This is a genomic window from Pseudomonas sp. ATCC 13867, from assembly GCF_000349845.1.
In the GTDB taxonomy this organism is placed as follows: Bacteria; Pseudomonadota; Gammaproteobacteria; order Pseudomonadales; family Pseudomonadaceae; genus Pseudomonas.
The window spans coordinates 59,701-85,030 of record NC_020829.1; the positions used below are offsets into that span (position 1 = coordinate 59,701).

At 67.8% G+C, this 25,330-nt stretch carries 24 protein-coding genes; 15 read left to right on the forward strand and 9 right to left on the reverse strand.

Annotated elements, in window-relative coordinates; genetic code table 11:
• Positions 1-94 precede the first annotated feature (94 nt).
• From eutB to H681_RS00270, 8 genes are all read left to right on the forward strand, one after another.
• On the forward strand, positions 95-1,069 hold the full coding sequence (gene eutB, locus H681_RS00235) for a hydroxyectoine utilization dehydratase EutB (RefSeq protein ID WP_015474819.1): 975 nt from the start codon (positions 95-97) through the stop codon (positions 1,067-1,069).
• Positions 1,062-2,054, forward strand: coding sequence for a cyclodeaminase (locus H681_RS00240; RefSeq protein ID WP_015474820.1), 993 nt, complete (start codon positions 1,062-1,064; stop codon positions 2,052-2,054). The genes eutB and H681_RS00240 overlap by 8 nt, the downstream gene beginning before the upstream one ends.
• 130 nt (positions 2,055-2,184) lie before the next feature.
• The gene (doeA, locus tag H681_RS00245) at positions 2,185-3,375 is read left to right on the forward strand and encodes an ectoine hydrolase DoeA (protein ID WP_015474821.1); all 1,191 of its coding nucleotides are present in this window, start codon (positions 2,185-2,187) and stop codon (positions 3,373-3,375) included.
• A 4-nt stretch (positions 3,376-3,379) separates the two neighbouring features.
• Positions 3,380-4,396: a N(2)-acetyl-L-2,4-diaminobutanoate deacetylase DoeB gene (doeB, locus tag H681_RS00250; RefSeq protein ID WP_015474822.1), complete on the forward strand. Its 1,017-nt coding sequence runs from the start codon at positions 3,380-3,382 to the stop codon at positions 4,394-4,396.
• A gap of 13 nt (positions 4,397-4,409) precedes the next feature.
• A complete protein-coding gene (locus H681_RS00255) occupies positions 4,410-4,895 on the forward strand; it encodes an Lrp/AsnC family transcriptional regulator (protein WP_015474823.1) in 486 nt (161 codons plus the stop codon).
• Positions 4,896-5,140: 245 nt separating this feature from the next.
• On the forward strand, positions 5,141-5,791 hold the full coding sequence (locus tag H681_RS00260) for a 7-cyano-7-deazaguanine/7-aminomethyl-7-deazaguanine transporter (protein ID WP_015474824.1): 651 nt from the start codon (positions 5,141-5,143) through the stop codon (positions 5,789-5,791).
• A gap of 133 nt (positions 5,792-5,924) precedes the next feature.
• The gene (locus H681_RS00265) at positions 5,925-7,382 is read left to right on the forward strand and encodes an NAD-dependent succinate-semialdehyde dehydrogenase (RefSeq protein ID WP_015474825.1); all 1,458 of its coding nucleotides are present in this window, start codon (positions 5,925-5,927) and stop codon (positions 7,380-7,382) included.
• A 16-nt stretch (positions 7,383-7,398) separates the two neighbouring features.
• Entirely contained in the window at positions 7,399-8,778 is a 1,380-nt protein-coding gene (locus H681_RS00270; protein WP_015474826.1) for an aminotransferase, read from the forward strand.
• Between the two features lie 149 nt (positions 8,779-8,927).
• Here H681_RS00270 and H681_RS00275 read toward each other — a convergent pair whose 3' ends face one another.
• From H681_RS00275 to def, 5 genes are read right to left on the reverse strand one after another with little or no spacing between them, the layout of a single operon-like run.
• Entirely contained in the window at positions 8,928-9,245 is a 318-nt protein-coding gene (locus tag H681_RS00275) for a tetratricopeptide repeat protein (protein WP_015474827.1), read from the reverse strand.
• Between the two features lie 17 nt (positions 9,246-9,262).
• Positions 9,263-10,636: a Trk system potassium transporter TrkA gene (trkA, locus tag H681_RS00280; RefSeq protein WP_015474828.1), complete on the reverse strand. Its 1,374-nt coding sequence runs from the start codon at positions 10,634-10,636 to the stop codon at positions 9,263-9,265.
• A gap of 45 nt (positions 10,637-10,681) precedes the next feature.
• A complete protein-coding gene (gene rsmB / locus H681_RS00285) occupies positions 10,682-11,992 on the reverse strand; it encodes a 16S rRNA (cytosine(967)-C(5))-methyltransferase RsmB (protein WP_015474829.1) in 1,311 nt (436 codons plus the stop codon).
• Positions 11,989-12,948: a methionyl-tRNA formyltransferase gene (gene fmt / locus H681_RS00290; RefSeq protein ID WP_015474830.1), complete on the reverse strand. Its 960-nt coding sequence runs from the start codon at positions 12,946-12,948 to the stop codon at positions 11,989-11,991. Before fmt ends, rsmB begins: the two co-directional genes overlap by 4 nt.
• Positions 12,949-13,003: 55 nt before the next feature.
• Positions 13,004-13,510 (reverse strand): peptide deformylase, encoded by a 507-nt coding sequence (gene def, locus H681_RS00295; RefSeq protein WP_015474831.1) that lies wholly within the window; start codon positions 13,508-13,510, stop codon positions 13,004-13,006.
• A 138-nt stretch (positions 13,511-13,648) separates the two neighbouring features.
• Here def and H681_RS00300 point away from each other — a divergent pair, with 138 nt between their 5' ends.
• The 3 genes from H681_RS00300 (at position 13,649) to H681_RS00310 (ending at position 16,505) form a co-directional block, all read left to right on the forward strand.
• A complete protein-coding gene (locus H681_RS00300; protein ID WP_015474832.1) occupies positions 13,649-14,674 on the forward strand; it encodes a LysM peptidoglycan-binding domain-containing protein in 1,026 nt (341 codons plus the stop codon).
• A gap of 136 nt (positions 14,675-14,810) precedes the next feature.
• The gene (gene dprA / locus H681_RS00305) at positions 14,811-15,905 is read left to right on the forward strand and encodes a DNA-processing protein DprA (RefSeq protein ID WP_015474833.1); all 1,095 of its coding nucleotides are present in this window, start codon (positions 14,811-14,813) and stop codon (positions 15,903-15,905) included.
• Between the two features lie 42 nt (positions 15,906-15,947).
• Positions 15,948-16,505, forward strand: coding sequence for an L-threonylcarbamoyladenylate synthase (locus tag H681_RS00310; RefSeq protein WP_015474834.1), 558 nt, complete (start codon positions 15,948-15,950; stop codon positions 16,503-16,505).
• A 104-nt stretch (positions 16,506-16,609) separates the two neighbouring features.
• Here H681_RS00310 and H681_RS00315 read toward each other — a convergent pair whose 3' ends face one another.
• Positions 16,610-17,587 (reverse strand): NADPH:quinone reductase, encoded by a 978-nt coding sequence (locus tag H681_RS00315; RefSeq protein WP_015474835.1) that lies wholly within the window; start codon positions 17,585-17,587, stop codon positions 16,610-16,612.
• 182 nt (positions 17,588-17,769) lie between these two features.
• Between H681_RS00315 and hemF the strand changes: the two genes are divergently transcribed.
• Both hemF and aroE read left to right on the forward strand, forming a co-directional pair.
• Positions 17,770-18,684 carry an oxygen-dependent coproporphyrinogen oxidase gene (gene hemF / locus H681_RS00320; protein WP_015474836.1) on the forward strand — a complete coding sequence of 305 codons (915 nt, stop codon included), beginning with the start codon at positions 17,770-17,772 and terminating at the stop codon, positions 18,682-18,684.
• Between the two features lie 157 nt (positions 18,685-18,841).
• Positions 18,842-19,663: a shikimate dehydrogenase gene (gene aroE, locus H681_RS00325; RefSeq protein WP_015474837.1), complete on the forward strand. Its 822-nt coding sequence runs from the start codon at positions 18,842-18,844 to the stop codon at positions 19,661-19,663.
• A 158-nt stretch (positions 19,664-19,821) separates the two neighbouring features.
• Here the strand turns inward: aroE and H681_RS00330 are convergent, their stop codons facing one another.
• From H681_RS00330 to betC, 3 genes are read right to left on the reverse strand one after another with little or no spacing between them, the layout of a single operon-like run.
• Positions 19,822-21,381: a SulP family inorganic anion transporter gene (locus H681_RS00330; RefSeq protein ID WP_015474838.1), complete on the reverse strand. Its 1,560-nt coding sequence runs from the start codon at positions 21,379-21,381 to the stop codon at positions 19,822-19,824.
• Positions 21,382-21,388: 7 nt separating this feature from the next.
• Complete coding sequence (locus H681_RS00335; RefSeq protein WP_015474839.1) at positions 21,389-22,345, reverse strand: choline ABC transporter substrate-binding protein; 957 nt, start codon at positions 22,343-22,345, stop codon at positions 21,389-21,391.
• 34 nt (positions 22,346-22,379) lie between these two features.
• Positions 22,380-23,894 (reverse strand): choline-sulfatase, encoded by a 1,515-nt coding sequence (betC, locus tag H681_RS00340; protein ID WP_015474840.1) that lies wholly within the window; start codon positions 23,892-23,894, stop codon positions 22,380-22,382.
• A gap of 129 nt (positions 23,895-24,023) precedes the next feature.
• On the opposite strand from betC, the gene H681_RS00345 reads away from it, so the two are divergent.
• Positions 24,024-24,920, forward strand: coding sequence for a choline sulfate utilization transcriptional regulator (locus H681_RS00345; RefSeq protein ID WP_015474841.1), 897 nt, complete (start codon positions 24,024-24,026; stop codon positions 24,918-24,920).
• Entirely contained in the window at positions 24,917-25,249 is a 333-nt protein-coding gene (locus H681_RS00350) for a DOPA 4,5-dioxygenase family protein (protein ID WP_015474842.1), read from the forward strand. Before H681_RS00345 ends, H681_RS00350 begins: the two co-directional genes overlap by 4 nt.
• Positions 25,250-25,330 lie beyond the last annotated feature (81 nt).

Below are 25,330 nucleotides of genomic sequence, written 5' to 3' on the forward strand. Positions count from 1 at the left end.
AAAAGCACCTCCGAGAAATACATCGTCCTAGTACATTCATCGCGACAATTTCGCGCCCCTACACTCGGCCCCAACTGCAATCCCGGAGGCCGAGATGGACCCGATTCCCCTCGTCGAGCTGTACCGCGCACGCCAACGCATCCAGGGCCTGGTGCGGCAGACGCCGCTGGCGCATTCGCCCAGCCTGTCCAATCTCCTCGGCGCGCCGGTGTACCTCAAGCTCGAATCGCAGCAGATCACCGGCAGCTTCAAGCTGCGCGGCGCCAGCAACGCCATTGCACAGCTGAGCGATGCACAGAAGGCCAACGGCGTGGTCGCCGCCTCCACCGGCAATCACGGCCGGGCGCTGGCCCACGCTGCCCGAATGCTTGGCGTGCACGCGACCATCTGCCTGTCGCAGCTGGTGCCGGCGAACAAGGTCCAGGCGATCCGCGAACTCGGTGCCGAGGTGCGCATCGTCGGCCGCAGCCAGGATGACGCCCAGGCCGAGGCCGAACGCCTCGCCCGTGACCACGGTGCCACGCTGCTACCGCCCTTCGACCACCCGCAGATCATCGCCGGCCAGGGCACCCTCGGCCTGGAAATCCTCGAACAGCTGCCGGACGTGCGCCAGGTGCTGATCCCGCTCTCCGGCGGCGGCCTGTTCGGCGGCGTCGCCCTGGCGATGAAGCACGCCGACCCGGGCATCCGCGTCCACGGCATCAGCATGCGCCGTGGCGCGGCGATGGCCGCCAGCCTCGCCGCCGGCCACCCGGTGGACGTGGAAGAACTGCCGACCCTGGCCGACTCCCTCGGCGGCGGCATCGGCCTGGACAACCGCTACACCTTCGCCCTGGCCCGCGACTACTGCGACCAGTTGCACCTGCTCGACGAAGACGCCATCGCTGCCGGCATCCGCCACGCCTACCGCGAGGAGCGGCAGGTGGTGGAAGGCGCCGCCGCTGTCGGCATCGCGGCGTTGCTGGATGGCCTGATCGCCCCGGTCGGTCCGCTGGTGGTGATCGTCAGCGGCTGCAACATCGACATCGAACAACACCAACGCATTCTTGAGGAATCCGCTCATGGCTGACGTCACCCTGCTCAGCGAAGCCGACCTGCGCGCCTGCGTGGCGCTCGACCACGAAAGCCTCGACGCGGTCGAACACGCCTTCCGCCTGCTCGCCACCGCACCGGTGGCGATGCCGCCGATCCTTCGCCTGGACGTGCCCGAGCACAACGGCGAAGTCGACGTGAAGACCGCCTACCTGCCCGGCCTGCCGCGCTTCGCCATCAAGGTCAGCCCCGGCTTCTTCGACAACCCCAGGCTCGGCCTGCCCAGCCTCAACGGCATGATGATGCTGCTCTCCTCGCGCACCGGCCTGCTGGATGCGCTGCTGCTGGACAACGGCTACCTCACCGCCGTGCGCACCGCCTGTGCCGGCGCCGTGGCGGCCAAGTGGCTGGCCCGCGAGGATTCCCGTCAGGTCGCGCTGATCGGCGCTGGCGAACAGGCACGGCTGCAACTCAAGGCACTGTGCCTGGTGCGGCCCATCGAAGCCGCCAGCGTCTGGGCGCGGGACATCGACAAGGCCCGGCAGTGCGCCAGCGACCTGAGCATGAGCCTGGGCATTGCGGTGACCGCCTGCGCCAGCATCGACGAAGCGCTGGAAGGCGCCGACATCGCCATCACCACCACGCCCAGCCGTGAGCCGCTGATCCACAAGCGGCACCTGCGCCCCGGTTTGCACATCACGGCGATGGGCTCGGACACCGAGCACAAGAACGAGATCGCCGCCGACGCGCTGGCGGCGGTGGACTGCTACGTCGCCGACCGCCTCAGCCAGACCCTGGTGCTGGGCGAACTGCACCACGCGGTGGCGGCCGGCAACGTCAGCCTGGATGCCGACTTCGCCGAGTTGGGCCAGGTCATCGCCGGGCAACGCGAAGGTCGCCGCCGCGCCGAGGACATCACCCTCTGCGACCTCACCGGCACCGGCGCGCAGGACACCGCCATCGCCGGCCTGGCCTTCCAGCGGGCGCAGCGGATGGGCAAGGGGTTCCGTTTCAGCACCTGAGCCCGCGACTCCGATTCAGGCAGAACAAACCCTGTAGGAGCGAGCTTGCTCGCGAACCAGCCCTCGCTGCGGGGCCATTCGCGAGCAAGCTCGCTCCTACAAGTAGAACACCCCGAGAGAGGATTTCCGCATGTCCGAAATCGTCGTCAACCTCCCCTTCAGCCGGGAGGAATATGCCCAGCGGATCGCCAAGGTCCGCGCCAGCATGCTTGAGCGCGGCATCGAACTGCTGCTGGTCACCGACCCGTCGAACATGGCCTGGCTGACCGGCTATGACGGCTGGTCCTTCTACGTGCACCAGTGCGTACTGCTGGCGCGGGAAGGCGAGCCGGTATGGTTCGGCCGCGGCCAGGACGCCAACGGCGCGCGCCGCACCGTGTTCATGGCGCCCGACAACATCGTCGGCTATCCCGACCATTACGTGCAGTCCACCGAGCGCCACCCGATGGACTACCTGTCCCGCGAGGTCATTGCCGCCCGCGGCTGGGAGCGCCTGACCATCGGCGTGGAGATGGACAACTACTACTTCAGCGCCGCCGCCTTCCGCTCGCTGCAGGCCAACCTGCCGAGCGCGACGTTCGTCGACGCCACCGCCCTGGTGAACTGGCAGCGCGCGGTGAAATCCCCGCGCGAGATCGAGTACATGCGCATCGCCGCGCGCATCGTCGAGAAGATGCACGCGCACATCGTCGAGCGCATCGAACCGGGCATGCGCAAGAACGAGCTGGTCGCGGAGATCTACAGCACCGGCATCCTCGGCGCCGACGGCCACGGCGGCGACTACCCGGCCATCGTCCCGCTGCTGCCCACCGGCGCCGACGCCAGCGCGCCGCACCTGACCTGGGACGACACGTCCTTCGAACGCGGCGCCGGCACCTTCTTCGAGATCGCCGGCTGCTACAAGCGCTACCACTGCCCGCTGTCGCGCACCGTGTTCCTCGGCAAGCCGCCGCAGCACTTCCTCGACGCCGAGAAGGCCGTGGTCGAAGGCATCGCCGCAGGGCTCGACGCGGCGAAGCCCGGCAACACCACCGGCGATATCGCCCGTGCCTTCTTCAGCGTGCTGGAGAAGTTCGGCATTCACAAGGACAGCCGCTGCGGCTACCCCATCGGTATCAGCTACCCGCCGGACTGGGGCGAACGCACCATGAGCCTGCGCCCGAGCGACAACAGCGTGCTGGAACCGGGCATGACCTTCCACTTCATGCCCGGCCTGTGGATGGATGACTGGGGCCTGGAGATCACCGAAAGCATCCTCATCACCGAGCGTGGCGTGGAGACCTTCTGCGACTACCCGCGCCAGCTGTTCGTGAAGGAGTGAGACGATGACTCATGCACTCGACAAGCCGCTGCGCGAGAACCCCATCTCCGCCAGCGTCGACTTCCAGCGCGACGGCGTGCAGCACGGCCACCTCAAGCTGCCCTACTCGCGGGACGATTCGGCCTGGGGCGCGGTGATGATCCCGATCTGCGTGGTGAAGAACGGCGATGGCCCCACTGCGCTGCTCACCGGCGGCAACCACGGCGACGAGTACGAAGGCCCGGTGGCGCTCAGCCGTCTGGCCCAGGAACTGCGCGCCGAGGATGTGCGCGGCCGGGTGATCATCGTGCCGTTCATGAACACCCCGGCGTTCCTCGCCGGCAAGCGCACCTCGCCGATCGACGCCGGCAATCTCAACCGCAGTTTCCCCGGCCGCCCGGACGGCACGGTGACGCAGAAGATCGCCGACTACTTCCAGCGCACCCTGCTGCCGCTGGCGGACCTGGTGCTGGATATTCACTCCGGCGGCAAGACCCTCGACTTCCTGCCCTTCGCCGCCTGCCACGTGCTGCCGGACAAGGCCCGGCAGGAAGCCAGCGAGGCGCTGATGCGCGCCTTCGCCGCGCCCTACGCGATGCGCATGCTGGAACTGGACGCGGTGGGCATGTACGACACCGCCGCCGAGGAGCAGGGCAAGCTGTTCCTCACCACCGAACTGGGTGGTGGCGGCAGCAGCAGCGCGCGCACGGTCGCCATCGCCCGGCGCGGCGTGCGCAACGTGCTGGTGCAGGCCGGGATCCTGCGCGGTGAAGTCGAATCGGCGAAGTCGGTGATGCTCGACATGCCCGATGGCGACTGCTTCGTCGCCAGCCAGCACGGCGGCCTGCTGGAAATGTGCCGCGACCTGGGCGAGCGGGTCGAGCGCGGGGAGGTGCTGGCGCGGGTGCACGACGTGCTGCGCACCGGAGCCGCGCCCGTGGAGTACCGCGCCAAGCGCAGCGGCATTCTCGCCGCGCGGCACTTCCCCGGCCTGGTGCAGAGCGGCGACACCCTGGCGGTGGTCGCCGAGGTACTGGACTGAACGGGAGCCCGCCATGATCAAGCTCGACCGCTACGACCTGAAGATCCTGCGCATCCTCGCCGGCGACGGGCGCATCACCAAGTCGAGCCTGGCCGAGGCGATCAACCTCTCGGTCAGCCCGGCCTGGGAGCGCGTGCGCAAGCTGGAGGAGGCCGGGTTGATCAAGGGCTACCGCGCGCAGATCGACTGGCTGGCGCTGTTCAAGCAGCAGCAGGTTCTGGTGGAAATCACCCTGGCGCGGCACACCGCGCAGGACATGAAGCGCTTCGAACAGCGCCTGCAGCAGGCGCCGGAGGTGGGCTTCTGCTATGCCACCGGTGGCGGGGTGGACTACATCGCGATGATCCAGGCGCGTGACATCGACCACTACCAGCGCTTCATCGACCAGTTGCTGCTGGAAGACGTCGGCATCGAGCGCTATTTCACCTACATCGTCACCAAGGTGATCAAGACGCTGGATGCGGCGATCCCCGCCGAAGCTCTTGAGGTGGGCCACTGATGCTTTCTGTAGGAGCGAGCTTGCTCGCGAACCCGCCCAGCACCGAAGCCGTCGGGAAATTCGTTCGCGAGCAAGCTCGCTCCTACAGTCTCCGGCCGGTGCTCCTACGGATTGCACACGTCGGCGCTGAACAAAATTTGCCCAATAAAACCTGACTTCGCGGTCCGGATCGTATACAATGCGCGCCGCTCGGCATGGTGCCGGGCATGGGTTCCCTCACCCCATCGACGAAAAAGGCCCAAAGCATGTCGGCATCCCTTCCGGCGGCAAGGCGCGGCGCACTCGCCGGCCTGGTCGCGTTCCACATCCTGATCATCATCGCCAGCAACTACCTGGTGCAGTTGCCAATGACCCTGTTCGGCTGGCACACCACCTGGGGCGCGTTCAGCTTCCCGTTCATCTTCCTGGCCACCGACCTCACCGTCCGCCTGCTCGGCAAGCGCCCGGCGCGGCTGGTCATCGCGCGGGTGATGATCCCGGCGCTGCTGGCGTCCTACGTGATCTCGGTAATCTTCCAGGAAGGCGCCTTCAGAGGGCTTGCCTCCCTGGGGGAATTCAACACCTTCGTCGCGCGGATTTCCCTGGCCAGTTTCCTCGCCTACGTGTTCGGCCAGATCCTCGACATCCAGGTCTTCGACCGCCTGCGGCGCATGCGCCAGTGGTGGATCGCCCCGGTAGTCTCGACCCTGTTCGGCAACCTGCTGGATACCTTCACCTTCTTCTCCATCGCCTTCTGGCACAGCGACAACGCCTTCATGGCCGAGCACTGGGTGGAAATCGCCTGGGTCGACTACGGCGTGAAGCTGGCGGTGATGCTGATGCTCTTCGTGCCGCTCTACGGCATGTTGCTCAGCGCCATCACCCGTAATCTGCGCCGCCAACCCGCCGTCATCTGACGCCACCCGAAAAAGCCCAACGGCGGCGGCAGAACTGCGAAAAGATTTGCCGCCGCCATCCCCCGCTTAGGAAAAAATCGCGCGCTCCCGGCCCCTAGCATGGACTCATGCCAATTGCCTGGGAGACGCCGTCATGTCCTATGTCCATCCCCTGCTGTTCAAGTCGCTCTGCTATGTGAACGGCCACTGGCTGCATAGCGCCAGCGGCGCCAGCATCGCCGTCGACAACCCCGCTACCCGCGAAGCCATCGGCCACGTGCCGCTGCTCGACCGCGAGCAGATCGTCTCTGCGGTGGACGCCGCCGCTGCCGCCTTCCCCGCCTGGCGTGCGCGCACGCTGGACGAGCGCGGCGCGCTGCTGCGCCGCTGGGCCGAGCTGATTGGCCAGCACCGTGAGGATCTGGCGCAGATCCTCAGCCTGGAACAGGGCAAGCCGCTGGCCGAAGCCCTGGGCGAGATCGACTACGCCGCCAGCTTCATTCCCTGGTTCGCCGAGGAAGCGCGGCGCCTGAACGGCCGCAACATCCCCAGCCACATCCCCGGCGCGCACCTGGGCACGGTACTCGAGCCGGTCGGCGTCGCCGCGCTGCTGACGCCGTGGAACTTCCCCTCGGCGATGATCACCCGCAAGGCCGCCGCCGCGCTGGCCGCCGGTTGCACCGTGGTGGTCAAGCCGGCCCACGAAACGCCCTATTCCGCCTTCGCCCTGGCCCAACTGGCCGAAGAAGCCGGCTTCCCCGCCGGGGTATTCAACGTGGTACTGGGCGAGCCGCAGATGGTCATGGAAACCCTGGTCGGCGACAGCCGCGTGCGCGCCGTGAGCTTCACCGGCTCGACCCGCGTAGGAAAACTGGTCCTGCAAGCCGCCGCCCAGGACGTGAAGAAAGTCGCCCTGGAGCTGGGCGGCAATGCGCCCTTCATCGTGCTGCCGGATGCCGATCTGGAGCAGGCGGTGCAGTTCGCCATCGACGCCAAGTTCCAGACCTCCGGGCAGGACTGCTGCGCGGCCAACCGCATCCTGGTCGCCCGCGAACTCTACGAACCCTTCCTGCAGCGCTTCGCCCGCGCCGTGCGCGAGCTGCGCGTCGGCCCGGCCAGCGACTCGCGCAGCCAGATCGGCCCGCTGATGCACCAGGGCGCCTTCGACGTCACCTGCGAGCGGGTGCAGGACGCCATCGCCCAGGGTGCGCGCCTGCTCGCCGGAGGCGAACCCCACGCCCTCGGCGGCTGGTTCCATCAACCGACGGTGCTGGCCGACGTCACGCCGCGGATGCGCATCTGGCGCGAGGAAAACTTCGCGCCGATTGCCGGGGTGAGCGCCTACGGCGACCTGGACGAAGCCGTCCGGCAGGCCAATGACACCGAGTACGGCCTGGCCGCCTACCTGTGCGGGCAACGCCTGGACCACATCTGGCCGCTGATGCGGCGCCTGGAGTTCGCCCTGGTGGCGGTCAACGGCGCCAAGTTCACCGGCCACCCCATCCCCTTCGGCGGCATGAAGGCTTCGGGCCTGGGCCGCGAGGGCGGCAGCGAGGGCTTCGAGCCCTTCGTCGAAACCAAGTACTTCGCCTTGCACCACGGCGCCATCTGACCGGGAGACCATCGCCATGACCGACTACGCCAAGCTGTTCGAAGACGACCGCGCGCACTTCATGCACCCATCGACCCATGCCCACGACCACGTCAGCGGCGCACTGCCGGGGCGGATCATCACCGGCGCTTCCGGCGTGCGCATCCGCGACCACCAGGGCCGCGAGCTGCTGGATGCCTTCGCCGGCCTGTACTGCGTGAACATCGGCTACGGCCGCACCGAAGTCGCCGACGCCATCCATGCACAGGCTACGCAATTGGCCTACTACCACACCTACGTCGGCCACTCCTCCGAAGCGATCATCGAGCTGTCCGCGCGGATCATCCGCGACTGGGCGCCGGCGGGCATGAAGAAGGTCTACTACGGCCTCTCCGGCTCCGACGCCAACGAGACCCAGGTCAAGCTGGTGCGCTACTACAACAACGTGCTGGGCCGGCCGCAGAAGAAAAAGATCATCTCCCGCCAGCGCGGCTACCACGGCTCGGGCATCGTCACCGGCAGCCTCACCGGGCTGGCCAGCTTCCACCAGCATTTCGACCTGCCGGTGGAGGGCGTCAAGCACACCCTCTGCCCGCACTTCTACAAGGCGCCGGCGGGCATGGACGAGGCCACTTTCGTCCGCCACTGCGCCCAGGAGCTGGAGAACCTGATCCTCGCCGAAGGCCCGGACAGCGTGGCGGCCTTCATCGGTGAGCCGGTGATGGGCACCGGCGGCATCATCGTCCCGCCCAAGGGCTACTGGGAGGCGATCCAGGCGGTGCTGGCCAAGTACGACGTGCTGCTGATCGCCGACGAGGTGGTCTGCGCCTTCGGCCGCGTCGGCGACAAGATGGGCAGCCAGCGCTACGGCATGCGCCCGGACCTGATCACCACCGCCAAGGGCCTGACCAGCGCCTACGCACCGCTGTCGGCGGTGATCGTCGGCGAGAAGGTGTGGGACGTGATCGATAGCGCATCCACCCGGGAAGGCGCGCTGGGCCACGGCTGGACCTACTCCGGCCACCCGATCTGCGCGGCGGCGGCGCTGGCCAACCTGAACATCCTCGAAGGGGAAAACATCACCGCCAATGCGGCGGAGGTCGGCGGCTACCTCAACCAGCAACTGCGCCAGACCTTCGAGGGCCATCCGCTGGTGGGCGAGGTGCGTGGCGACGGCATGCTGGCGGCGCTGGAGTTCATGGCCGACCGCGAGGCGCGTACGCCATTCGATGCGGCGCTGAAGGTCGGCCCGAAGGTGTCGGCGGCCTGCCTGGAACGCGGCATGATCGCTCGCGCCATGCCCCACGGCGACATCCTCGGCTTCGCCCCGCCACTGGTGCTGACCCGCGGCGAAGCGGACGAGATCGTCGGCATCGCCAAGGCGGCGGTGGATGCGGTGGCGGACGAGGTCCTTTAACGCGCGGGCTGCTCTTCTGTAGGAGCGAGCTTGCTCGCGAACATCTCGCGGCAGCTCCGGTGTCATGCGGTTCGCGAGCAAGGACTAGGCGTCCCCCTCGCTCCTACAAGTAATCTCGCACTTCGAAGCAGGCGGATGAAAAAGGGCGCCTATGCGCCCTTTGTCTTGTCCAGCTTGCGCAGGAACACCGTCATTTCCTTCTCCGCCTGCTTGTCCCCATGCGCCTGCGCCGCGGCGATGCCGTCGGTCCAGGCCTGGCGGGCGCCGTCGGGGTTGCCGCTGGCCTGCAGGGCCTTGCCCAGCAGCTTCCAGGCGGCGGAATACTTCGGGTCCTGCTCCACGCAGCGGCGCAGGTGTCCGGCGGCCTTCACGGCGTCGCCGGTATCCAGGTAGCCCTTGCCCAGGCCGAAGCGCAGCAGCGGGTTGTCCACGCCTTTGGCGAGCATCTTTTCCAGGCCTTCGAGCATCGCCTGCCCTCCCTATCTCAGAAGAACGTCAGACCGGCCTGGAACAGCCGCTCGACATCACGGATACGTTTCTTGTCGACCACGAAGAGGATCACGTGGTCGCCGGCTTCGATCACCGTTTCGCCGTGGGCGATCAGCACGTCGTCGTCGCGGATCACCGCGCCGATGGTGGTGCCCGGTGGCAGGTGCACGTCGTTGATCTTGCGGCCGATCACCTTGCTCGACTTGGCATCGCCGTGGGCGACCACCTCGATGGCCTCGGCGGCACCCCGGCGCAGCGAGTGCACGCTTTCGATGTCGCCTCGGCGCACGTGGGTCAGCAGGGTACCGATGGTGGCCAGCTGCGGGCTGATGGCGATGTCGATGTCGCCACCCTGCACCAGGTCGACGTAGGCGGGGTTGTTGATCAGCGTCATCACCTTGCGCGCGCCCAGCCGCTTGGCCAGCAGCGAGGACATGATGTTGGCCTCGTCGTCGTTGGTCAGGGCGAGGAACAGGTCGGTGTCGCCGATGTTCTCTTCCATCAGCAGGTCGCGGTCCGAGGCGCTGCCCTGCAGCACGATGGAGCTGTCCAGGCTTTCGGAGAGGTGCCGGCAGCGCGCCGGGTTCATCTCGATGATCTTCACCTGGTAGCGGCTCTCGATGGCTTCCGCCAGGCGCTCGCCAATGTTGCCGCCGCCGGCGATGATGATCCGCTTGTAGCTGTCCTCCAGGCGGCGCATCTCGCCCATCACCGCGCGGATGTGGGCCTTGGCGGCGATGAAGAACACCTCGTCGTCGGCCTCGATCACCGTGTCGCCCTGGGGAATGATCGGCCGGTTGCGCCGGTAGATCGCCGCCACGCGGGTTTCGGCGTTGGGCATGTGCTCGCGCAGCTGGCGCAGCTCCTGGCCCACCAGCGGGCCGCCGTAGTAGGCGCGGATGCCGACCAACTGCGCCTTGCCCTCGGCGAAGTCGATCACCTGCAGGGCGCCGGGGTATTCCACCAGGCGCTTGATGTAGTTGGTCACCACCTGCTCGGGGCTGATCAGCACGTCGACCGGGATCGCCTCGTTGTCGAACAGCCCGGCGCGGGTCAGATAGGCCGACTCGCGCACGCGGGCGATCCGCGTCGGGGTGTTGAACAGGGTGTAGGCGACCTGGCAGGCCACCATGTTCACCTCGTCGCTGTTGGTCACCGCCACCAGCATGTCGGCGTCGTCGGCACCGGCCTGGCGCAGCACGGTGGGGAACGAGGCCTTGCCGTGGACGGTGCGGATGTCCAGGCGGTCGTTGAGGTCGCGCAGGCGTTCGCCGTCGGTGTCGACGACCGTGATGTCGTTGGCTTCGCTGGCGAGGTGCTCGGCCAGAGTGCCGCCGACCTGGCCGGCACCGAGGATGATGATCTTCATGGAGCGGCGTGCTTTCCGTTTCGATCCGTTGGGAGTCGGCGCCTGTTACTTGGCCGAAATCTTCATGAGCTTGGCATAGTAGAAGCCGTCATGCCCCCCCTCCCGGGGGAACAGCTGGCGGCCGTGGGGCTGCTTGCTGCCCCAGGGGCCGGGCAGGTCCAGCTCGCGGGCGCCGGGGGTGCGACCGAGGAACGCAGCGATCTGCTCGCTGTTCTCCCGAGGCATCACCGAGCAGGTCGCGTAGACCATCACGCCGCCGACTTCGAGGGTCGCCCACAGTGCGTCGAGCAGCTCGCCCTGCAGCTGAGCCAGCGCCTCGATGTCCTCGGCGGTGCGAGTCAGCTTGATGTCCGGGTGGCGGCGGATCACCCCGGTGGCCGAGCACGGCGCGTCCAGCAGGATGCGCTGGAAGGGCTTGCCGTCCCACCACTTGGCGGTGTCGCGGGCGTCGGCGGCGAACAACTGGGCGTCGAGTTGCAGGCGCGCGAGGTTCTCGCGCACGCGCACCAGGCGGCTCTCTTCCAGGTCCACGGCGACCACGCCGGCCAGCGCAGGCTCGGCTTCCATCAGGTGGCAGGTCTTGCCGCCGGGCGCGCAGCAGGCGTCCAGCACGCGCTGGTTGGGTGCCAGTTCCAGCAGGTCGGCGGCCAGTTGCGCGGCCTCGTCCTGCACGCTGACGCGGCCTTCGGCGAAGCCCGGCAGCTCGCGCACATCGCAGGGCTGCAACAGCTGGATGCCGTCGCGGCTGAACTGGCAGGCGGTCGCTTCGAAACCGACGCGGTTCAGCTCTTCCAGGTAGGCATCGCGGCTGCCGTGGCGGCGGTTCACCCGCAGGGTCATCGGCGGGTGGGCGTTGTTGGCGGCGCAGATCGCTTCGAACTGCTCCGGCCAGGATTTCTTCAGGGCCTTCTGCAGCCAGCGCGGGTGCGCCAGGCGCGCGGCCGGGTCTTTGTCGACCTCGGCCAGCAGGGTTTCGCTTTCGCGCTGGGCGCGGCGCAGCACGGCGTTGAGCAGGCCCTTGGCCCAGGGCTTCTTCAGTTTGTCCGCGCAGCCGACGGTTTCGCCGATGGCCGCGTGCGGCGGAATGCGGGTGTAGAGCAGCTGGTACAGGCCGACCAGCAGCAGCGCCTCGACGTCACGGTCGCCGGCTTTGAACGGCTTCTGCAGCAGGTGCGCGGCGAGGGTGGACAGCCGTGGCTGCCAGCGGGCGGCGCCGAAGGCCAGCTCCTGCACCAGGCCACGGTCGCGCGGCTCGACGTTCTCCAGTTGGGTCGGCAGCGAGCTGCCCAGCGAGGCGCGGCCGGCGAGCACGGCGGCCAGCGCGCGGGCCGCCGCGAGGCGGGGATTGGTGCTCATTGACCCTGCCCTTGCTGGCCAAGCACCTGGCCGGCGGCGAACTGCTCGCGGCGGCTGTTGAACAGGTCGGCGAAGGCCAGCGGCTTGCCGCCGGGCAGTTGCAGGCGGGTCAGCAGCAGCGCGCCTTCTCCGCAGGCGACCAGCAGGCCGTCGCGGCTGGCGTCGAGGATTTTGCCGGGCTCGCCCTTGCCCTGCGCCGGCTTGGCGCCGAGCACTTTCAGCGCGGCCTCGCCGAGGGCGGTGTGGCAGACCGGCCACGGCGTGAAGGCGCGGATGCGGCGCTCCAGCTCGTCGGCCGGGCGCGACCAGTCGATCCGCGCCTCTTCCTTGTTCAGCTTGTGTGCGTAGGTGGCCAGGGCATCGTCCTGCACCTCGCCCTTGAGCGTGCCGGCGGCAAGACCGGCGATGGCCTCGACCACGGCCTTGGGCCCCAGCTCGGCCAGGCGGTCGTGCAGGCTGCCGCCGGTGTCGTCGGCGGTGATCGGGGTGCTGACCTTGAGCAGCATCGGCCCGGTGTCCAGGCCCGCTTCCATCTGCATCACGGTGACGCCGCTCTCGGCGTCGCCGGCTTCCACCGCGCGCTGGATCGGCGCCGCGCCGCGCCAGCGCGGCAGCAGCGAGGCGTGACTGTTGATGCAGCCCAGGCGCGGGATATCCAGCACCACCTGCGGCAGGATCAGGCCATAGGCCACCACCACGATCAGGTCCGGCTTGAGCGCGGCCAGTTCGGCCTGGGCAGCCGGATCGCGCAGGGTCGGCGGCTGCAGCACGGCCAGGCCGTTCTCCACGGCGAGCTGCTTGACCGGGCTGGGCATCAGCTTCTGGCCGCGGCCGGCCGGGCGGTCCGGCTGGGTGTAGACGGCCACCAGCTCGTGGGGGCCGTCCAGCAGGGCCTTGAGGTGCTCGGCGGCAAATTCCGGGGTACCGGCGAAGACGATGCGCAGTGCTTGGCTCATATGGGGCTCACAAAAAACAAAAGGCTTGCCGGGGCAAGCCTTTGGGGATTGGGGGTTACGCCTGTTGCCGGTGCTGCTTTTCCAGCTTCTTGCGGATGCGGTCGCGCTTGAGGTTGGACAGGTAGTCGACGAACAGCTTGCCGTTCAGGTGGTCGCACTCGTGCTGGATGCACACCGCGAGCAGGTCCTCGGCGATTTCCTCGAACGGCTTGCCGTCGCGGCCCAGCGCCTTGATGCGCACGCGCAGGGGGCGATCTACATTTTCGTAGAAGCCGGGCACCGACAGACAGCCTTCCTGGTAAGGGCCTTTCTCTTCGGTCAGCTCTTCCAGCTCGGGGTTGATGAATACGCGCGGCTCGGATTTGTCCTCGGACAGGTCCATCACGATGATCTGCTTGTGCACGTTCACCTGGGTGGCAGCCAGACCGATGCCGGGGGCCTCGTACATGGTCTCGAACATGTCGTCGATCAGCTGGCGAACGCTGTCATCGACCTCCGAGACCGGCTTGGCGATCGTGCGCAGGCGCGGATCGGGAAATTCGAGAATGTTCAGAATGGCCATATGCGTTTGTGATGCACTTGTGGAATAAAGTCAAAATCGACTGCTAATATGCTGAGCAGCATCGAAAAACGGCTGGAAAGCGCGGTAGGGGCGGCTTCCAGGCGTTTCATGTGTACACATAATAAAGGGATTCACCGCATGAGGAAAACACTACTCGCCCTGCTGCTGCTGGCCGCAGGCGGGGTGGCTCAGGCTGCCGTGCAGCTCAAGGAAGGCCATCCGGATCGCTACACCGTAGTGAAGGGCGACACCCTCTGGGACATCTCCGGCAAGTTCCTCAGCAAGCCGTGGAAGTGGCCGGAAATCTGGCACGTGAATCCGCAGATTCAGAACCCGCACCTGATCTATCCGGGTGACGTCCTGAGTCTTACGTACATCGACGGCCAGCCACGCCTGGTGCTCAACCGCGGCGAGTCGCGCGGCACCATCAAGCTGTCGCCGCGGGTACGCAGCACCCCGATCGCCGAAGCGATTCCGACCATTCCGCTGGACAAGATCAACGCCTTCCTGCTCTCCAACCGCATCGTCGACAGCGCCGACGACTTCACCAAGGCCCCCTACGTGGTGGCGGGTGACCAGGAGAGTGTGATCAGCGGCGCCGGCGACCGCGCCTATGCCCGCGGCGAGTCGCTGACCGAAGAGAACAGCTACGGCATCTTCCGCCAGGCCAAGGTCTACACCGATCCGGACACCAACGAAGTGCTCGGCATCGACGCGATGGACGTCGGTGGCGCCAACGTCACTGCGAAGGAAGACGACATCGCCACCCTCGCCCTGACCCGCACCACCCAGGAAGTCCGTCCGGGCGACCGCCTGTTCCCCACAGAGGAACGCGCCATCACCTCGACCTTCATGCCCAGCGAGCCGAGCACGCCGGTCAAGGGCACCATCATCGACGTGCCGCGCGGCGTGACGCAGATCGGCAAGTTCGACGTGGTGACCATCGACAAGGGCTCCCGCGACGGCCTGGCCGAAGGCAACGTGCTGGCGATCTACAAGCTGGGCGAAACCGTGCGTGACCGCGTGACCGATGAAATGGTGAAGATCCCAGACGAGCGCTCGGGCCTGGTGATGGTCTTCCGCACCTACAACCGCCTGAGCTACGGCCTGGTGCTGACCGCCAGCCGTTCGCTGGAAGTGAACGACCGGGTGCAGAACCCCTGAGTTCGCCCCGGCGCCTGAAAACCCCGCTTCGGCGGGGTTTTTTATGGGCGTGTTTCGGAACGGTCCGACTGCGGCGGCGCGCCGCGAACGGCACAGTCAGGCGAACCCTTCCCGTTCGCCGCAAAGGACTGCCGCCATGCCCGTCGATGTCTCTCCCGCCGAGTCCGAGGCGCGCCTGCGCCTGCACGCGCTGCCCGAACTGGGCCCCCGACGCTTCCGGCGCTTGATGTCGGCGTTCGGTTCCGCCTCCGCCGCCCTGAGCGCGCCCGCCGCTGCCTGGCGCTCGCTGGGCCTGTCGCAGGCGTCGGCCGAGCAGCGCAGGGAAGCCGGCATCCGCGAGCAGGCCGCCGCCGCGCTGCGCTGGCTGGAGGACTCCAGCCATCACCTGCTGGCCTGGGACGACCCCGCCTACCCCGCCCTGCTGGCCGAGCTGGCGGATGCGCCGCCGCTGTTGTTCGTGGCCGGCGCGGTGGCGTTGCTGGAGCGTCCGCAACTGGCCGTGGTGGGCAGCCGCCGTGCCAGCAAGCCGGGGCTCGACACGGCGCGGGCCTTCGCCCGCAGCCTGGCGGGCGGTGGCTTCGTGATTACCAGCGGCCTGGCGCTGGGCATCGACGGCGCCGCCCACGAAGGCGCACTGGAGGCGGCGGGCGGCACCGTGGCGGTACTCGGCACCGGCATCGAGCATCTTTACCCGCGCCGGCACGTCGGGCTGGCGCGGCGCATCGTCGAACAGGGCGGCGCGCTGGTGTCGGAACTGCCCTTGCAGTGCCCGCCCCAGGCGGCGAACTTCCCTCGCCGCAATCGCATCATCAGCGGTCTGTCGCTGGGCGTGCTGGTGGTGGAGGCCAGCCCCTCCAGCGGTTCGCTGATCACCGCGCGGCTGGCCGTCGAGCAGGGCCGCGAGGTCTATGCGATTCCCGGTTCGATCCATCATCCCGGCGCGCGCGGCTGCCATGAACTGATCCGCCAGGGCGCGACGCTGGTGGAATGTGTCGAGCACATCCTCGAAGGCCTGCGCGGCTGGACCCAGGGCGGGGCGCCGCTGCGGACCGTGGCGGAAGGGCCGCCGCATCCGCTGGTCGACCTGCTGCGGGCCGCGCCGCAGAGCAGCGAGCAACTGGCGCTGGGCAGCGGCCTGGAGCTGCCCGAGGTGCTGGCGGCGTTGACCGAACTGGAGCTGGATGGACGGGTGGCCTGCGAGGCCGGCGTCTGGGTGCATCGTGCCCCCTGAGCACGTAAACTGCCGCGCATTCGCAGATCCGAGGAATTCCCGATGTACAGCAACTGGCGTACCCAGCGCGTGGCCCAGGTCGTCCGCGATGGCGGTGTGATCGCTTATCCGACCGAAGCCGTCTGGGGCCTGGGCTGCGACCCGTGGAACGCCGATGCGGTGTACCGCCTGCTGGCGATCAAGGCCCGTCCGGTGGAGAAGGGCCTGATCCTGGTGGCTGCCGACATCCAGCAGTTCGACTTCCTGCTGGAAGACCTTCCGGAAACCTGGCAGGAGAAGCTCTCCGCCAGTTGGCCCGGCCCGAACACCTGGCTGGTGCCGCACCAGGACCGTCTCCCCGAGTGGGTGACAGGCCAGTTCGAGACCGTTGCCCTGCGCGTCACCGACCATCCGCTGGTGCGCGAGCTGTGCCAGTACACCGGCCCGCTGATCTCCACGTCCGCCAACCCGGCCGGCCGCCCGGCCGCCCGCAGCCGCCTGCGCGTGGAGCAGTACTTCCACGATGAACTGGACGGTGTGCTCGGCGGCGCCCTGGGGGGGCGGCGCAATCCGAGCCTGATTCGCGATCTGCGTACCGGCGAGACCGTGCGTCCTTCGTAAGTCCCATAACGCGGTGCAATGCGGTTCGCGAGCAAGCTCGCTCCTACGAAGAGCGGTACCGGTGCACCCTGTAGGAGCGAGCTTGCTCGCGAACGCTTTCCGGATCAGGGCAGCAGGATGGTGGACCCGGTAGTGCGCCGCGCGGCCAGCTCGGTCTGCGCCTTGGCCGCATCGGCCAGGGCAAAGCGCTGGTTGATCTCCACCTTCACCTTGCCGCTGGTGATCATGCCGAACAGATCGTCGGCCATCGCCTGCAGGCGTTCCGGCGTGCTGGCGTAGCCGAACAGCGTCGGCCGGGTGACATAGAGCGAGCCCTTCTGCGAGAGGATGCCCAGGTTCACCCCGTCCACCGGGCCGGAGGCGTTGCCGAAGCTCACCACCAGGCCGCGCTGGGCGGTGCAGTCCAGCGAGGTCAGCCAGGTGTCCTTGCCCACCGAGTCGTAGACCACCGGGCACTTCCTGCCGTCGGTGAGTGCGAGCACGCGCTCGACCACGTTCTCGTGGCTGTAGTCGATAGTTGCCCAGGCGCCGTGGGACTTCGCCAGCTCCGCCTTGGCGGCGGAGCTCACGGTGCCGATCAGGTGCGCGCCGATGGCCTTCGCCCACTGGCAGGCGATCAGCCCGACGCCGCCGGCCGCCGCGTGCCAGAGGATGGTCTGGCCCGGCTGCACGTTATAGGTCTGGCGCAGCAGGTACTGCACGGTGAGGCCCTTGAGCATGACGGCGGCGGCCTGCTCGAAGGTGATCGCGTCCGGCAGCTTCACCACGCTGGCCGCCGGCAGCGTGTGCTGCTCGCTGTAGGCGCCCAGCGGGCCGGTGGCGTAGCCGACGCGGTCGCCAACCTGCACGTTGGTCACCGCGCTGCCCACTGCTTCTACCTCGCCGGCGCCTTCGGTGCCGACCCCGGAAGGCAGGCTCGGCGCGGGGTACAGGCCGCTGCGGTAATAGGTGTCGATGAAGTTCAGGCCGATGGCGCGGTTGCGCACCCGCACCTCGTTCGGGCCGGGTTCGGCCGGGGTGTAGTCGACGATCTCGAGGACTTCCGGGCCGCCGGTCTTGGCGAATTGAACACGCTTGGCCATGTCGCTCTCCTGATGGCGCGAGGCTCTGCCTCGCCGGGGAAAAGACTTTCATCCAAGCCGCGCGCATGACGGGCGTCAAGACCAGCTTTGCCGGCGGCGATGGTATGCTTGCCCCCGTTTTCGTACCTGAACCCCGCTCCGGCCCGCGCCACGCGTGGCTTTCCCGCTCCAAGGTGATTCTCGTGACCGACCGCATCGAGGCCGTGAAGGCCTACCTGCTCGACCTGCAAGACCGCATCTGCGCCGCACTCGAAGCCGAGGACGGCAGTGCCCGTTTCGTCGAGGACGCCTGGCAGCGGCCAGCGGGCGGCGGTGGTCGGACGCGGGTGATCGGTGACGGCGCGCTGATCGAGAAGGGCGGCGTGAACTTCTCCCACGTGTTCGGCGCCGGCCTGCCGCCGAGCGCCAGCGCGCACCGCCCGGAACTGGCCGGGCGCGGCTTCCAGGCGCTGGGCGTGTCGCTGGTGATCCACCCGACCAACCCCCACGTGCCGACCTCACATGCCAACGTGCGCTTCTTCATCGCCGAGAAGGAAGGCGAGGATGCGGTCTGGTGGTTCGGCGGCGGCTTCGACCTGACGCCCTACTACGCCCATGAGGAAGACTGTGTGCTCTGGCACCAGGTAGCACGCGACGCCTGCGCGCCCTTCGGCGAGGACGTCTACCCGCGCTACAAGGAGTGGTGCGACCGCTACTTCCACATCAAGCACCGCAACGAGCCGCGCGGTGTCGGCGGCCTGTTCTTCGACGACCTGAACCAGTGGGACTTCGACACCAGCTTCGCCTTCCTGCGTGCCATCGGCGATGCCTACATCGACGCCTACCTGCCCATCGTGCGCAAGCGCAAGGACACCCTCTACACCGAGCAGCAGCGCGAGTTCCAGGCCTTCCGTCGCGGCCGCTACGTCGAGTTCAACCTGGTCTACGACCGCGGCACCCTGTTCGGCCTGCAGTCGGGCGGGCGCACCGAGTCGATCCTCATGTCGCTGCCGCCGCAGGTGCGCTGGGGCTACGACTGGAAACCCGAGCCGGGCAGCGAAGAGGCGCGTCTGACCGAGTATTTCCTCACCGATCGGGACTGGCTGGCCCAGGCCTGACGTTCGTTCCCGAGGCGGTTCGCGAGCAAGCTCGCTCCTACAGGCGGCGCCGATGCAGCTTTTGTAGGAGCGAGCTTGCTCGCGAACATGGCTTGGCACCCAAACCGAAAAGTCGCAATCTCTGCGCCTTCTTGTTCTTCACGCTTCAGGATTCTGAATGGACCGCTACTGCGTCTTCGGCAACCCCATTGGCCACAGCAAGTCGCCGCAGATCCACCGTCTGTTCGCCGAGCAGACCGGCCAGGCGCTGAGCTATGACGCGCGGTTGGCGCCGCTGGAGGACTTCGCCGGGAATGCCCGCGAGTTCTTCTCAGAGGGGCTGGGTGGCAACGTCACCGTGCCGTTCAAGGAAGACGCCTACCGCCTGGCCACCGAACTGAGCGAGCGCGCCCGCCGGGCCGGTGCGGTGAATACCCTGAAGAAGCTCGAAGGCGGCGGCCTGCTGGGCGACAACACCGACGGCGCCGGGCTGACCCGCGACCTCACGGTGAACCACGGTGTCGTCCTGCGTGGTGCGCGCATCCTGGTGCTGGGCGCCGGTGGCGCGGTGCGCGGCATCCTCGAACCCTTCCTCGGCCAGCAGCCGGCCTGCATCGTCATCGCCAACCGCACGGCGGCCAAGGCCGAACAGCTGGCGGAAGCCTTCAAGGACCTGGGCCCGGTGAGCGGTGGCGGTTTCGACCTGCGCGCCGAGCCCTTCGACCTGATCGTCAACGGCACCTCGGCCTCCCTGGCTGGCGAGCTGCCGCCCATCGATCCTTCGCTGATCAAGCCGGGGCATACCGTCTGCTACGACATGATGTACGGCAAGGACGTGACGGCCTTCAACCGCTGGGCCGCCGAACAGGGTGCGGCGCGCTGCATCGACGGGTTGGGCATGCTGGTCGAGCAGGCGGCGGAAGCCTTCCTGCTGTGGCGCGGCGTACGCCCGGATTCGGCGCCGGTGCTGGAGGAGTTGCGGCGGCAGCTCAAGGGCTGATTTCGCGCAGGCTCTTGTAGGAGCGAGCTTGCTTGCGAACAGATACTCCGGGTGACGTCGCGGTTGGGCGTTGGTTCGCGAGCAAGCTCGCTCCTACGAAGATCCGTCAGGCTTTGCGCAGGAGGGTGAGCAACGCAGCAATACCCCTCAATCGTGCCTCACTCCTCGACCAGCAACGTCCCACCCTTCCCCATCTGCTTTTCCAGCTCCGCGCGCACCCGTGGCCGGGCGTTGCGCAGCACCAGGCTGCGGCCTTCGCTGGCCAGGCGGCGGGCTTCCTGCTGGAGCATCTGCGCACCGGCGAAGTCGATGAAGTTCACGTGGTGGGCGTCCAGCACCAGGCGTTCGCCACGGCTGTGCTGCATCAGTTTCTGCAGGTAGTCGCAGGCGCCGAAGAAGATCGAGCCTTCGATGCGCAACACTGCCTCGTCCTCCTTCTCCCACTGCTGCACGCGCGGCTGCGAGGTGCGCTTGAGGTAGAAGAACAGCGAGGCCAGCACGCCGGCGTAGATGGCGTTCTGCAGCGGCAGCAGCAGGGTGGCGGCGAGGGTCAGCAGCATCACCAGGGATTCCGCGCGGCTGCCTTTCCACAGTGCGCGCAGGGCCGGGCGATCCACCAGGTTCCAGCAGATCAGCAGGATGCCGGCGGCCATCGCCGGCAGCGGGATATGGGTGATCAGGCCGGCGCCGGCCACTGCCAGCAGCGCGACCCACAGCGCCGAGAAGACTCCGGCCAGCGGCGTGCGCGCCCCGGCATCCTGATTCAGTCCGGAGCGGGTGAAGGAGCCGGCGGACAGGGTGCCGGACAGCCACGGCCCGATCAGGTTGGACAGCCCCTGGGCGCGCACTTCCTGGTTGGCGTCCAGCGCCTGGTGCGAGCGCGCCGCCAGGGCGCGGGCAATCGACAGGCTGGTGACCAGCCCGAGCATGCCGCAGGCCACGGCGGCGGGGAGCAACTGGGCGATGGCGGAGAGGTCGAACGACAATGCGCTGAACGGTGGCAGCGCGCTGCGGAAGGCAGCCACCCTGGCCACCTCGGCAAAGGTCGTCGGCATCGCCCAGACCAGCGCGCCGGCGCCGAACAGGCCGACCAGCAATGCCGGCCCGCGCCGCCACAGGCGTTTGACGATCAGGCTCAGCACCAGGCTGAACAGTCCCACCAGCAGCGATGGCCAGTGGAATTGCGGCAGCTTCCACCAAAGCGCGGCGGCGCTGGTCAGCGCCGTCCCCTGCCCCGCTGCACTGATGCCGAGCAGGTAGGGCAACTGGCCGATCACGATCACCAGCGCGGCGCCACAGGTGAAGCCGAGCAGCACCGAGTGCGAGACGAAGTTCACCAGCACGCCGAAGCGCAGCATGCCCAGCAGCCACTGGAACAGCCCGGCGAGGAAGGTCAGCAGCAGCGCGTAGTGGATGAACGGCGCGCTGCCCGGCGGCGCCAGCGGGGCGATGGCGGTGAACAGCACCACCGAGATCGCCGCCGTCGGCCCGCCGACCATGTGCTTCGACGAACCCCATAGACAGGCGATCAGCACCGGCAGCATCGCCGCGTAGAGCCCGTATTCCGCCGGCAACCCGGCGATCAGTGCGTAGGCCATGGACTGCGGCAGCGCGAGCACGGCGCCGGAGAGGCCGACGCCCAGGTCGCGGCGAAGATCGCGGCCGGTGACCTGGGGTAGCCAGGCGAGGAACGGCAGCAGGCGGATCAGGCGCTCCATCGACGGCCTACAGCCTGGCCTTCACGGCGGCCAGCGCGTCGCCGCCGTCGCGGGTCTTCACGCCTTGCAGCCAGGTGTCGAGGCTCTGCGGGTTGGCCTTGATCCAGGCCTTCACCGCGTCGGGGTTCTTCACGTTGTTCTCCAGCACCTCGGCCATGATGGCGTTCTCCATCTGCAGGTCGAAGGACAGGTTGGCCAGCAGCTTGCCGCTGTTCGGGCACTGCTCGGTGTAGCCATTGCGGGTCACGGTGAACACGCTGCCGGTGCTGCCGAAGTACTTCTCGCCGCCGGTGAGGTACTTCATGTCGACCTTCACGTTCATCGGGTGCGGCGTCCAGCCGAGGAACACCACCCAGCGCTCGCGCTTCACCGCGCGGCCGACCTCCGCAAGCATCGCCTGTTCGCTGGACTCCACCAGCTTCCAGTCGCCCAGGCCGAACTCGTCGCCGTCGATCATCTTCTGGATCGACTGGTTGGCCGGCGCGCCGGAGCCGATGCCGTAGACCTTCCTGTTGAACTGCTCGGCGTGCTGGTCGAGGTCGGCGAAGGTCTTCACCCCGGCGTTCCACACGTAGGTCGGCACGGCCAGGGTGAACTCGGTGCCCTGGAGGTTCTTCGCCAGCTGGGTGACCTGTTTGCTGGCGATGAACTGGTCGTAAAAGCCCTGCTGCGCCGGCATCCAGTTGCCGAGGAAGGCGTCCACCTGGCCATCGCGCAGGCCGCCGTAGGTGATGGGCACCGAGAGGGTGTCGATCTTCACGGTGTAGCCCAGGCCTTCGAGCAGGAAGGCGGCCACGCCGTTGGTCACGGCGATGTCGGTCCAGCCCGGATCGGCCAGCTTCACCGTACTGCAGGCTTCATCCTCGGCCCATGCCTGCGGGCCGCCCAGCGCGAGCGCGCCGGCCAGCCATAACGCGGCTGCTTCTCGTGTGGTGAAGCGTCGTACGGTGATTAGCTTCTTCATGCTCCCATCCCCTTCGGCGTGTTTGTGGTTGTCGTTACGGTTGCGGATAGCGGGCGCGGCGCTCCAGATCGTCGAGGTCGATGTGGTTGCGCATGTACTGCTGGCTGGCGTCGACCAGGGGCTGGTGATCCCAGCTTTTCAGCGTGCCGTGGGCCAGCGCGTCGGCCACCAGTCGGCGGCGGCGCTGGCTGGCCAGTACTTGCCGGGTGATGGCTGGCACATCCCAGCGCGCGCGGGCTTCACCCAGCAGGTCGCGTACCAGGTTGGCGTGGGCCGGCGACGCCATGAGGTTCCGCAGCTCGCGCGGATCGTTGGCGACGTCGAACAGCAGGCACGGGTCCTGCTCGGAGTAGATGAACTTGAAGTCGCCGCGACGGATCATCATCAGCGGGCTGACGGTGCCTTCGGCGGTGTATTCGCCGATCACTTCGTCGTGGCCGCCGACGCCTTGCAGGTGCGGCAGCAGCGAGCGGCCATCGAGATCGACGCCGGGCTCGACCTGCCCGCCGGCCAGCTCGACGAGGGTCGGCAGCAGGTCGACGGTGGACACCGACTGGCTGACCCGATGCGCGGCGAAACGCTTGGGCGCGTGCACCAGCAGCGGCACGCGGGCGGCCATCTCGAACCAGTGCATCTTGTACCAGAGGCCGCGCTCGCCCAGCATGTCGCCGTGGTCGCCGGAGAACACGATCAGGGTGTCATCGGCCAGGCCGCAATCCTCCAGGGTGCGCAGCAGCGCGCCGATCTGCGCGTCGACATAGCTGCAGGCGCCGAAGTAGGCGCGGCGGGCGGCGCGCACCTTCTCCTCGGGCATCTCCCGGCCCCACAGGTCGATCACCTTGAGCAGGCGCCGGGAGTGCGGGTCCTGCTCGTCCTGGGCGATCTGTACCGCGGGCAGCGGGATGTCCTCGTCGCGGTACAGGTCCCAGTACTCGCGCGGAATGGTGTAGGGGTCGTGCGGGTGGGTCATGGACACGGTGAGGCAGAACGGCTGCTCGGGGTGTTCGCGCACGTGGTCGTAGAGGTACTGGCGCGCCTTGAACACCACCTCCTCGTCGAAGTCGAGCTGGTTGGTGCGCACGCAGGGACCGGCCTGCAGCACCGAGGACATGTTGTGGTACCAGCTCGGGCGCACGTCCGGCTCGTCCCAGTTCACCGCCCAGCCGTAGTCGGCGGGGTAGATGTCGCTGGTCAGGCGCTCCTCGTAGCCGTGCAACTGGTCCGGACCGCAGAAGTGCATCTTGCCCGACAGCGCGGTGCGGTAGCCGAGGCGGCGCAGATAGTGCGCGTAGGTGGGGACGTCGGCAGCAAAGTCGGCGGCGTTGTCCCAGGCGCCGATCTTCGTCGGCAGCTGGCCGCTTACCAGGGTGAAGCGCGAGGGCGCACAGAGCGGGCTGTTGCAGTAGGCCGAGTCGAAGACCACGCCTTCGCCAGCGAGGCGTGAAAGATTGGGCAGCTTGATCGGCGACTGTTCGTCGTAGAAGGGCAGGAGCGGCGCGGCCATCTGGTCGGCCATGATGAAGAGGATGTTCGGGCGCTGGCGCTTCATGGCGTTGGGCTTATCCTGTTGGCGCTGTTATGGGATGCTGTGCGATACGAGTCTGTAGGCTGCTGGATACGGGGTGAAGTGCATGGCGGAGCATGCTTCGGATAACGTCTGCTTATGCGAGAGCAAGCCATGAGCGTGCCGCTGGAACTGTTGCGCGTGTTCGAGTCAGCCGCCCGGCTGCTCAGTTTCACCGCCGCCGCCGGCGAGCTGCGCACCACCCAGCCGGCGGTCAGCCAGCAGATCAAGCGCCTGGAGAAACTCCTCGCCGTGCGCCTGTTTGACCGCATCCACCGGGGCATCGCCCTCACCGAAAGTGGACAGGTGCTGCAGCAGCACGTTCAGATCGGTTTGGAGAGCATCGACGCCGGCATCGCCGCGATCACCGCGAAACATCCCCACGAAGTGCTGCAGGTCGCCACCGATTTCGCCTTCGCCGCCTACTGGCTGATGCCGCGCCTGCCGCGCTTCCGCCAGGCGCATCCGGAGCTGGACGTCGGCCTGATCAGCAGCGACCGCAGCCCGATTGCCCTGCGCAGCGACATCGATGTGGCCATCGCCTTCGGCGACGGGCGCTTCAAGCATGGCGAGGCGCTGCGCCTGTTCAGCGAGGAAGTCTTCCCGGTGTGCAGCCCGCGCCTGCTCGAAGGCCGCGAGCTGCCGCTGTCGCCCCAGGCGCTCACCGAGCTGCCGCTGCTGCACCTCAAGCCCGAGGCCTCCAGCCGCTGGTTCGACTGGGGCGGCGTATACCGCGCGCTGGGTATCGACGGTGCACCGGCACCGGCCGGGCTGCGCTTCGACAACTACACCCTGCTGGTGCAGGCGGCCATCGCCGGGCAGGGCGTGGCCATCGGCTGGCGGCATCTGGTCGACGAACTGCTGGAACAGGGGTTACTGTGCCGGCCCCTCGCCGGATCGCTGCAATCGCGCTTCGGCTATTACGCCGTGCTGCCCGAGCGCAAACGGCGGATGCGCCTGGTGCAGCGATTCGTCGACTGGCTGCAGGCGGAACTGGAGCAGGACCGATGAGCGAGATTCAGGACTTCCACGCCCACGTCTATTTCGACGCCGGCAGCATCGAGCGTGCCCGTGCGCTGTGCGAGGAGGCGGGGCGCCGCTTCGGTGCGAAGATGGGCCGCGTCCACGAGCGACCGGTCGGCCCGCACCCGGACTGGAGCTGCCAGCTGGCCTTCGACAATGCCACCTTCGCCACCCTGGTGCCCTGGCTGGCGCTGAACCGCGACGGCCTGGCGATCCTCGTCCACCCCAATACCGGCAACGATCTGCGCGATCACCGCGACTACGCCATGTGGCTGGGCGAAGTGCGGCCGCTGGACCTCTCGCAGTTCACGAGCTGACACTTTTTTGCATTCGATAATAATTCTCGATTCGGTGTATGCTGCCGACCCTTCTTATCGGCCTGACAGACGTTGGCCGGT

Coding starts and splice junctions, on each gene's coding strand:
- eutB (WP_015474819.1), top strand. CDS start 95: ATGGACCCGATTCCCCTCGTCGAGCTGTACCGCGCACGCCAACGCATC.
- H681_RS00240 (WP_015474820.1), top strand. CDS start 1,062: ATGGCTGACGTCACCCTGCTCAGCGAAGCCGACCTGCGCGCCTGCGTG.
- doeA (WP_015474821.1), top strand. CDS start 2,185: ATGTCCGAAATCGTCGTCAACCTCCCCTTCAGCCGGGAGGAATATGCC.
- doeB (WP_015474822.1), top strand. CDS start 3,380: ATGACTCATGCACTCGACAAGCCGCTGCGCGAGAACCCCATCTCCGCC.
- H681_RS00255 (WP_015474823.1), top strand. CDS start 4,410: ATGATCAAGCTCGACCGCTACGACCTGAAGATCCTGCGCATCCTCGCC.
- H681_RS00260 (WP_015474824.1), top strand. CDS start 5,141: ATGTCGGCATCCCTTCCGGCGGCAAGGCGCGGCGCACTCGCCGGCCTG.
- H681_RS00265 (WP_015474825.1), top strand. CDS start 5,925: ATGTCCTATGTCCATCCCCTGCTGTTCAAGTCGCTCTGCTATGTGAAC.
- H681_RS00270 (WP_015474826.1), top strand. CDS start 7,399: ATGACCGACTACGCCAAGCTGTTCGAAGACGACCGCGCGCACTTCATG.
- H681_RS00275 (WP_015474827.1), bottom strand. CDS start 9,245: ATGCTCGAAGGCCTGGAAAAGATGCTCGCCAAAGGCGTGGACAACCCG.
- trkA (WP_015474828.1), bottom strand. CDS start 10,636: ATGAAGATCATCATCCTCGGTGCCGGCCAGGTCGGCGGCACTCTGGCC.
- rsmB (WP_015474829.1), bottom strand. CDS start 11,992: ATGAGCACCAATCCCCGCCTCGCGGCGGCCCGCGCGCTGGCCGCCGTG.
- fmt (WP_015474830.1), bottom strand. CDS start 12,948: ATGAGCCAAGCACTGCGCATCGTCTTCGCCGGTACCCCGGAATTTGCC.
- def (WP_015474831.1), bottom strand. CDS start 13,510: ATGGCCATTCTGAACATTCTCGAATTTCCCGATCCGCGCCTGCGCACG.
- H681_RS00300 (WP_015474832.1), top strand. CDS start 13,649: ATGAGGAAAACACTACTCGCCCTGCTGCTGCTGGCCGCAGGCGGGGTG.
- dprA (WP_015474833.1), top strand. CDS start 14,811: ATGCCCGTCGATGTCTCTCCCGCCGAGTCCGAGGCGCGCCTGCGCCTG.
- H681_RS00310 (WP_015474834.1), top strand. CDS start 15,948: ATGTACAGCAACTGGCGTACCCAGCGCGTGGCCCAGGTCGTCCGCGAT.
- H681_RS00315 (WP_015474835.1), bottom strand. CDS start 17,587: ATGGCCAAGCGTGTTCAATTCGCCAAGACCGGCGGCCCGGAAGTCCTC.
- aroE (WP_015474837.1), top strand. CDS start 18,842: ATGGACCGCTACTGCGTCTTCGGCAACCCCATTGGCCACAGCAAGTCG.
- H681_RS00330 (WP_015474838.1), bottom strand. CDS start 21,381: ATGGAGCGCCTGATCCGCCTGCTGCCGTTCCTCGCCTGGCTACCCCAG.
- H681_RS00335 (WP_015474839.1), bottom strand. CDS start 22,345: ATGAAGAAGCTAATCACCGTACGACGCTTCACCACACGAGAAGCAGCC.
- betC (WP_015474840.1), bottom strand. CDS start 23,894: ATGAAGCGCCAGCGCCCGAACATCCTCTTCATCATGGCCGACCAGATG.
- H681_RS00345 (WP_015474841.1), top strand. CDS start 24,024: ATGAGCGTGCCGCTGGAACTGTTGCGCGTGTTCGAGTCAGCCGCCCGG.
- H681_RS00350 (WP_015474842.1), top strand. CDS start 24,917: ATGAGCGAGATTCAGGACTTCCACGCCCACGTCTATTTCGACGCCGGC.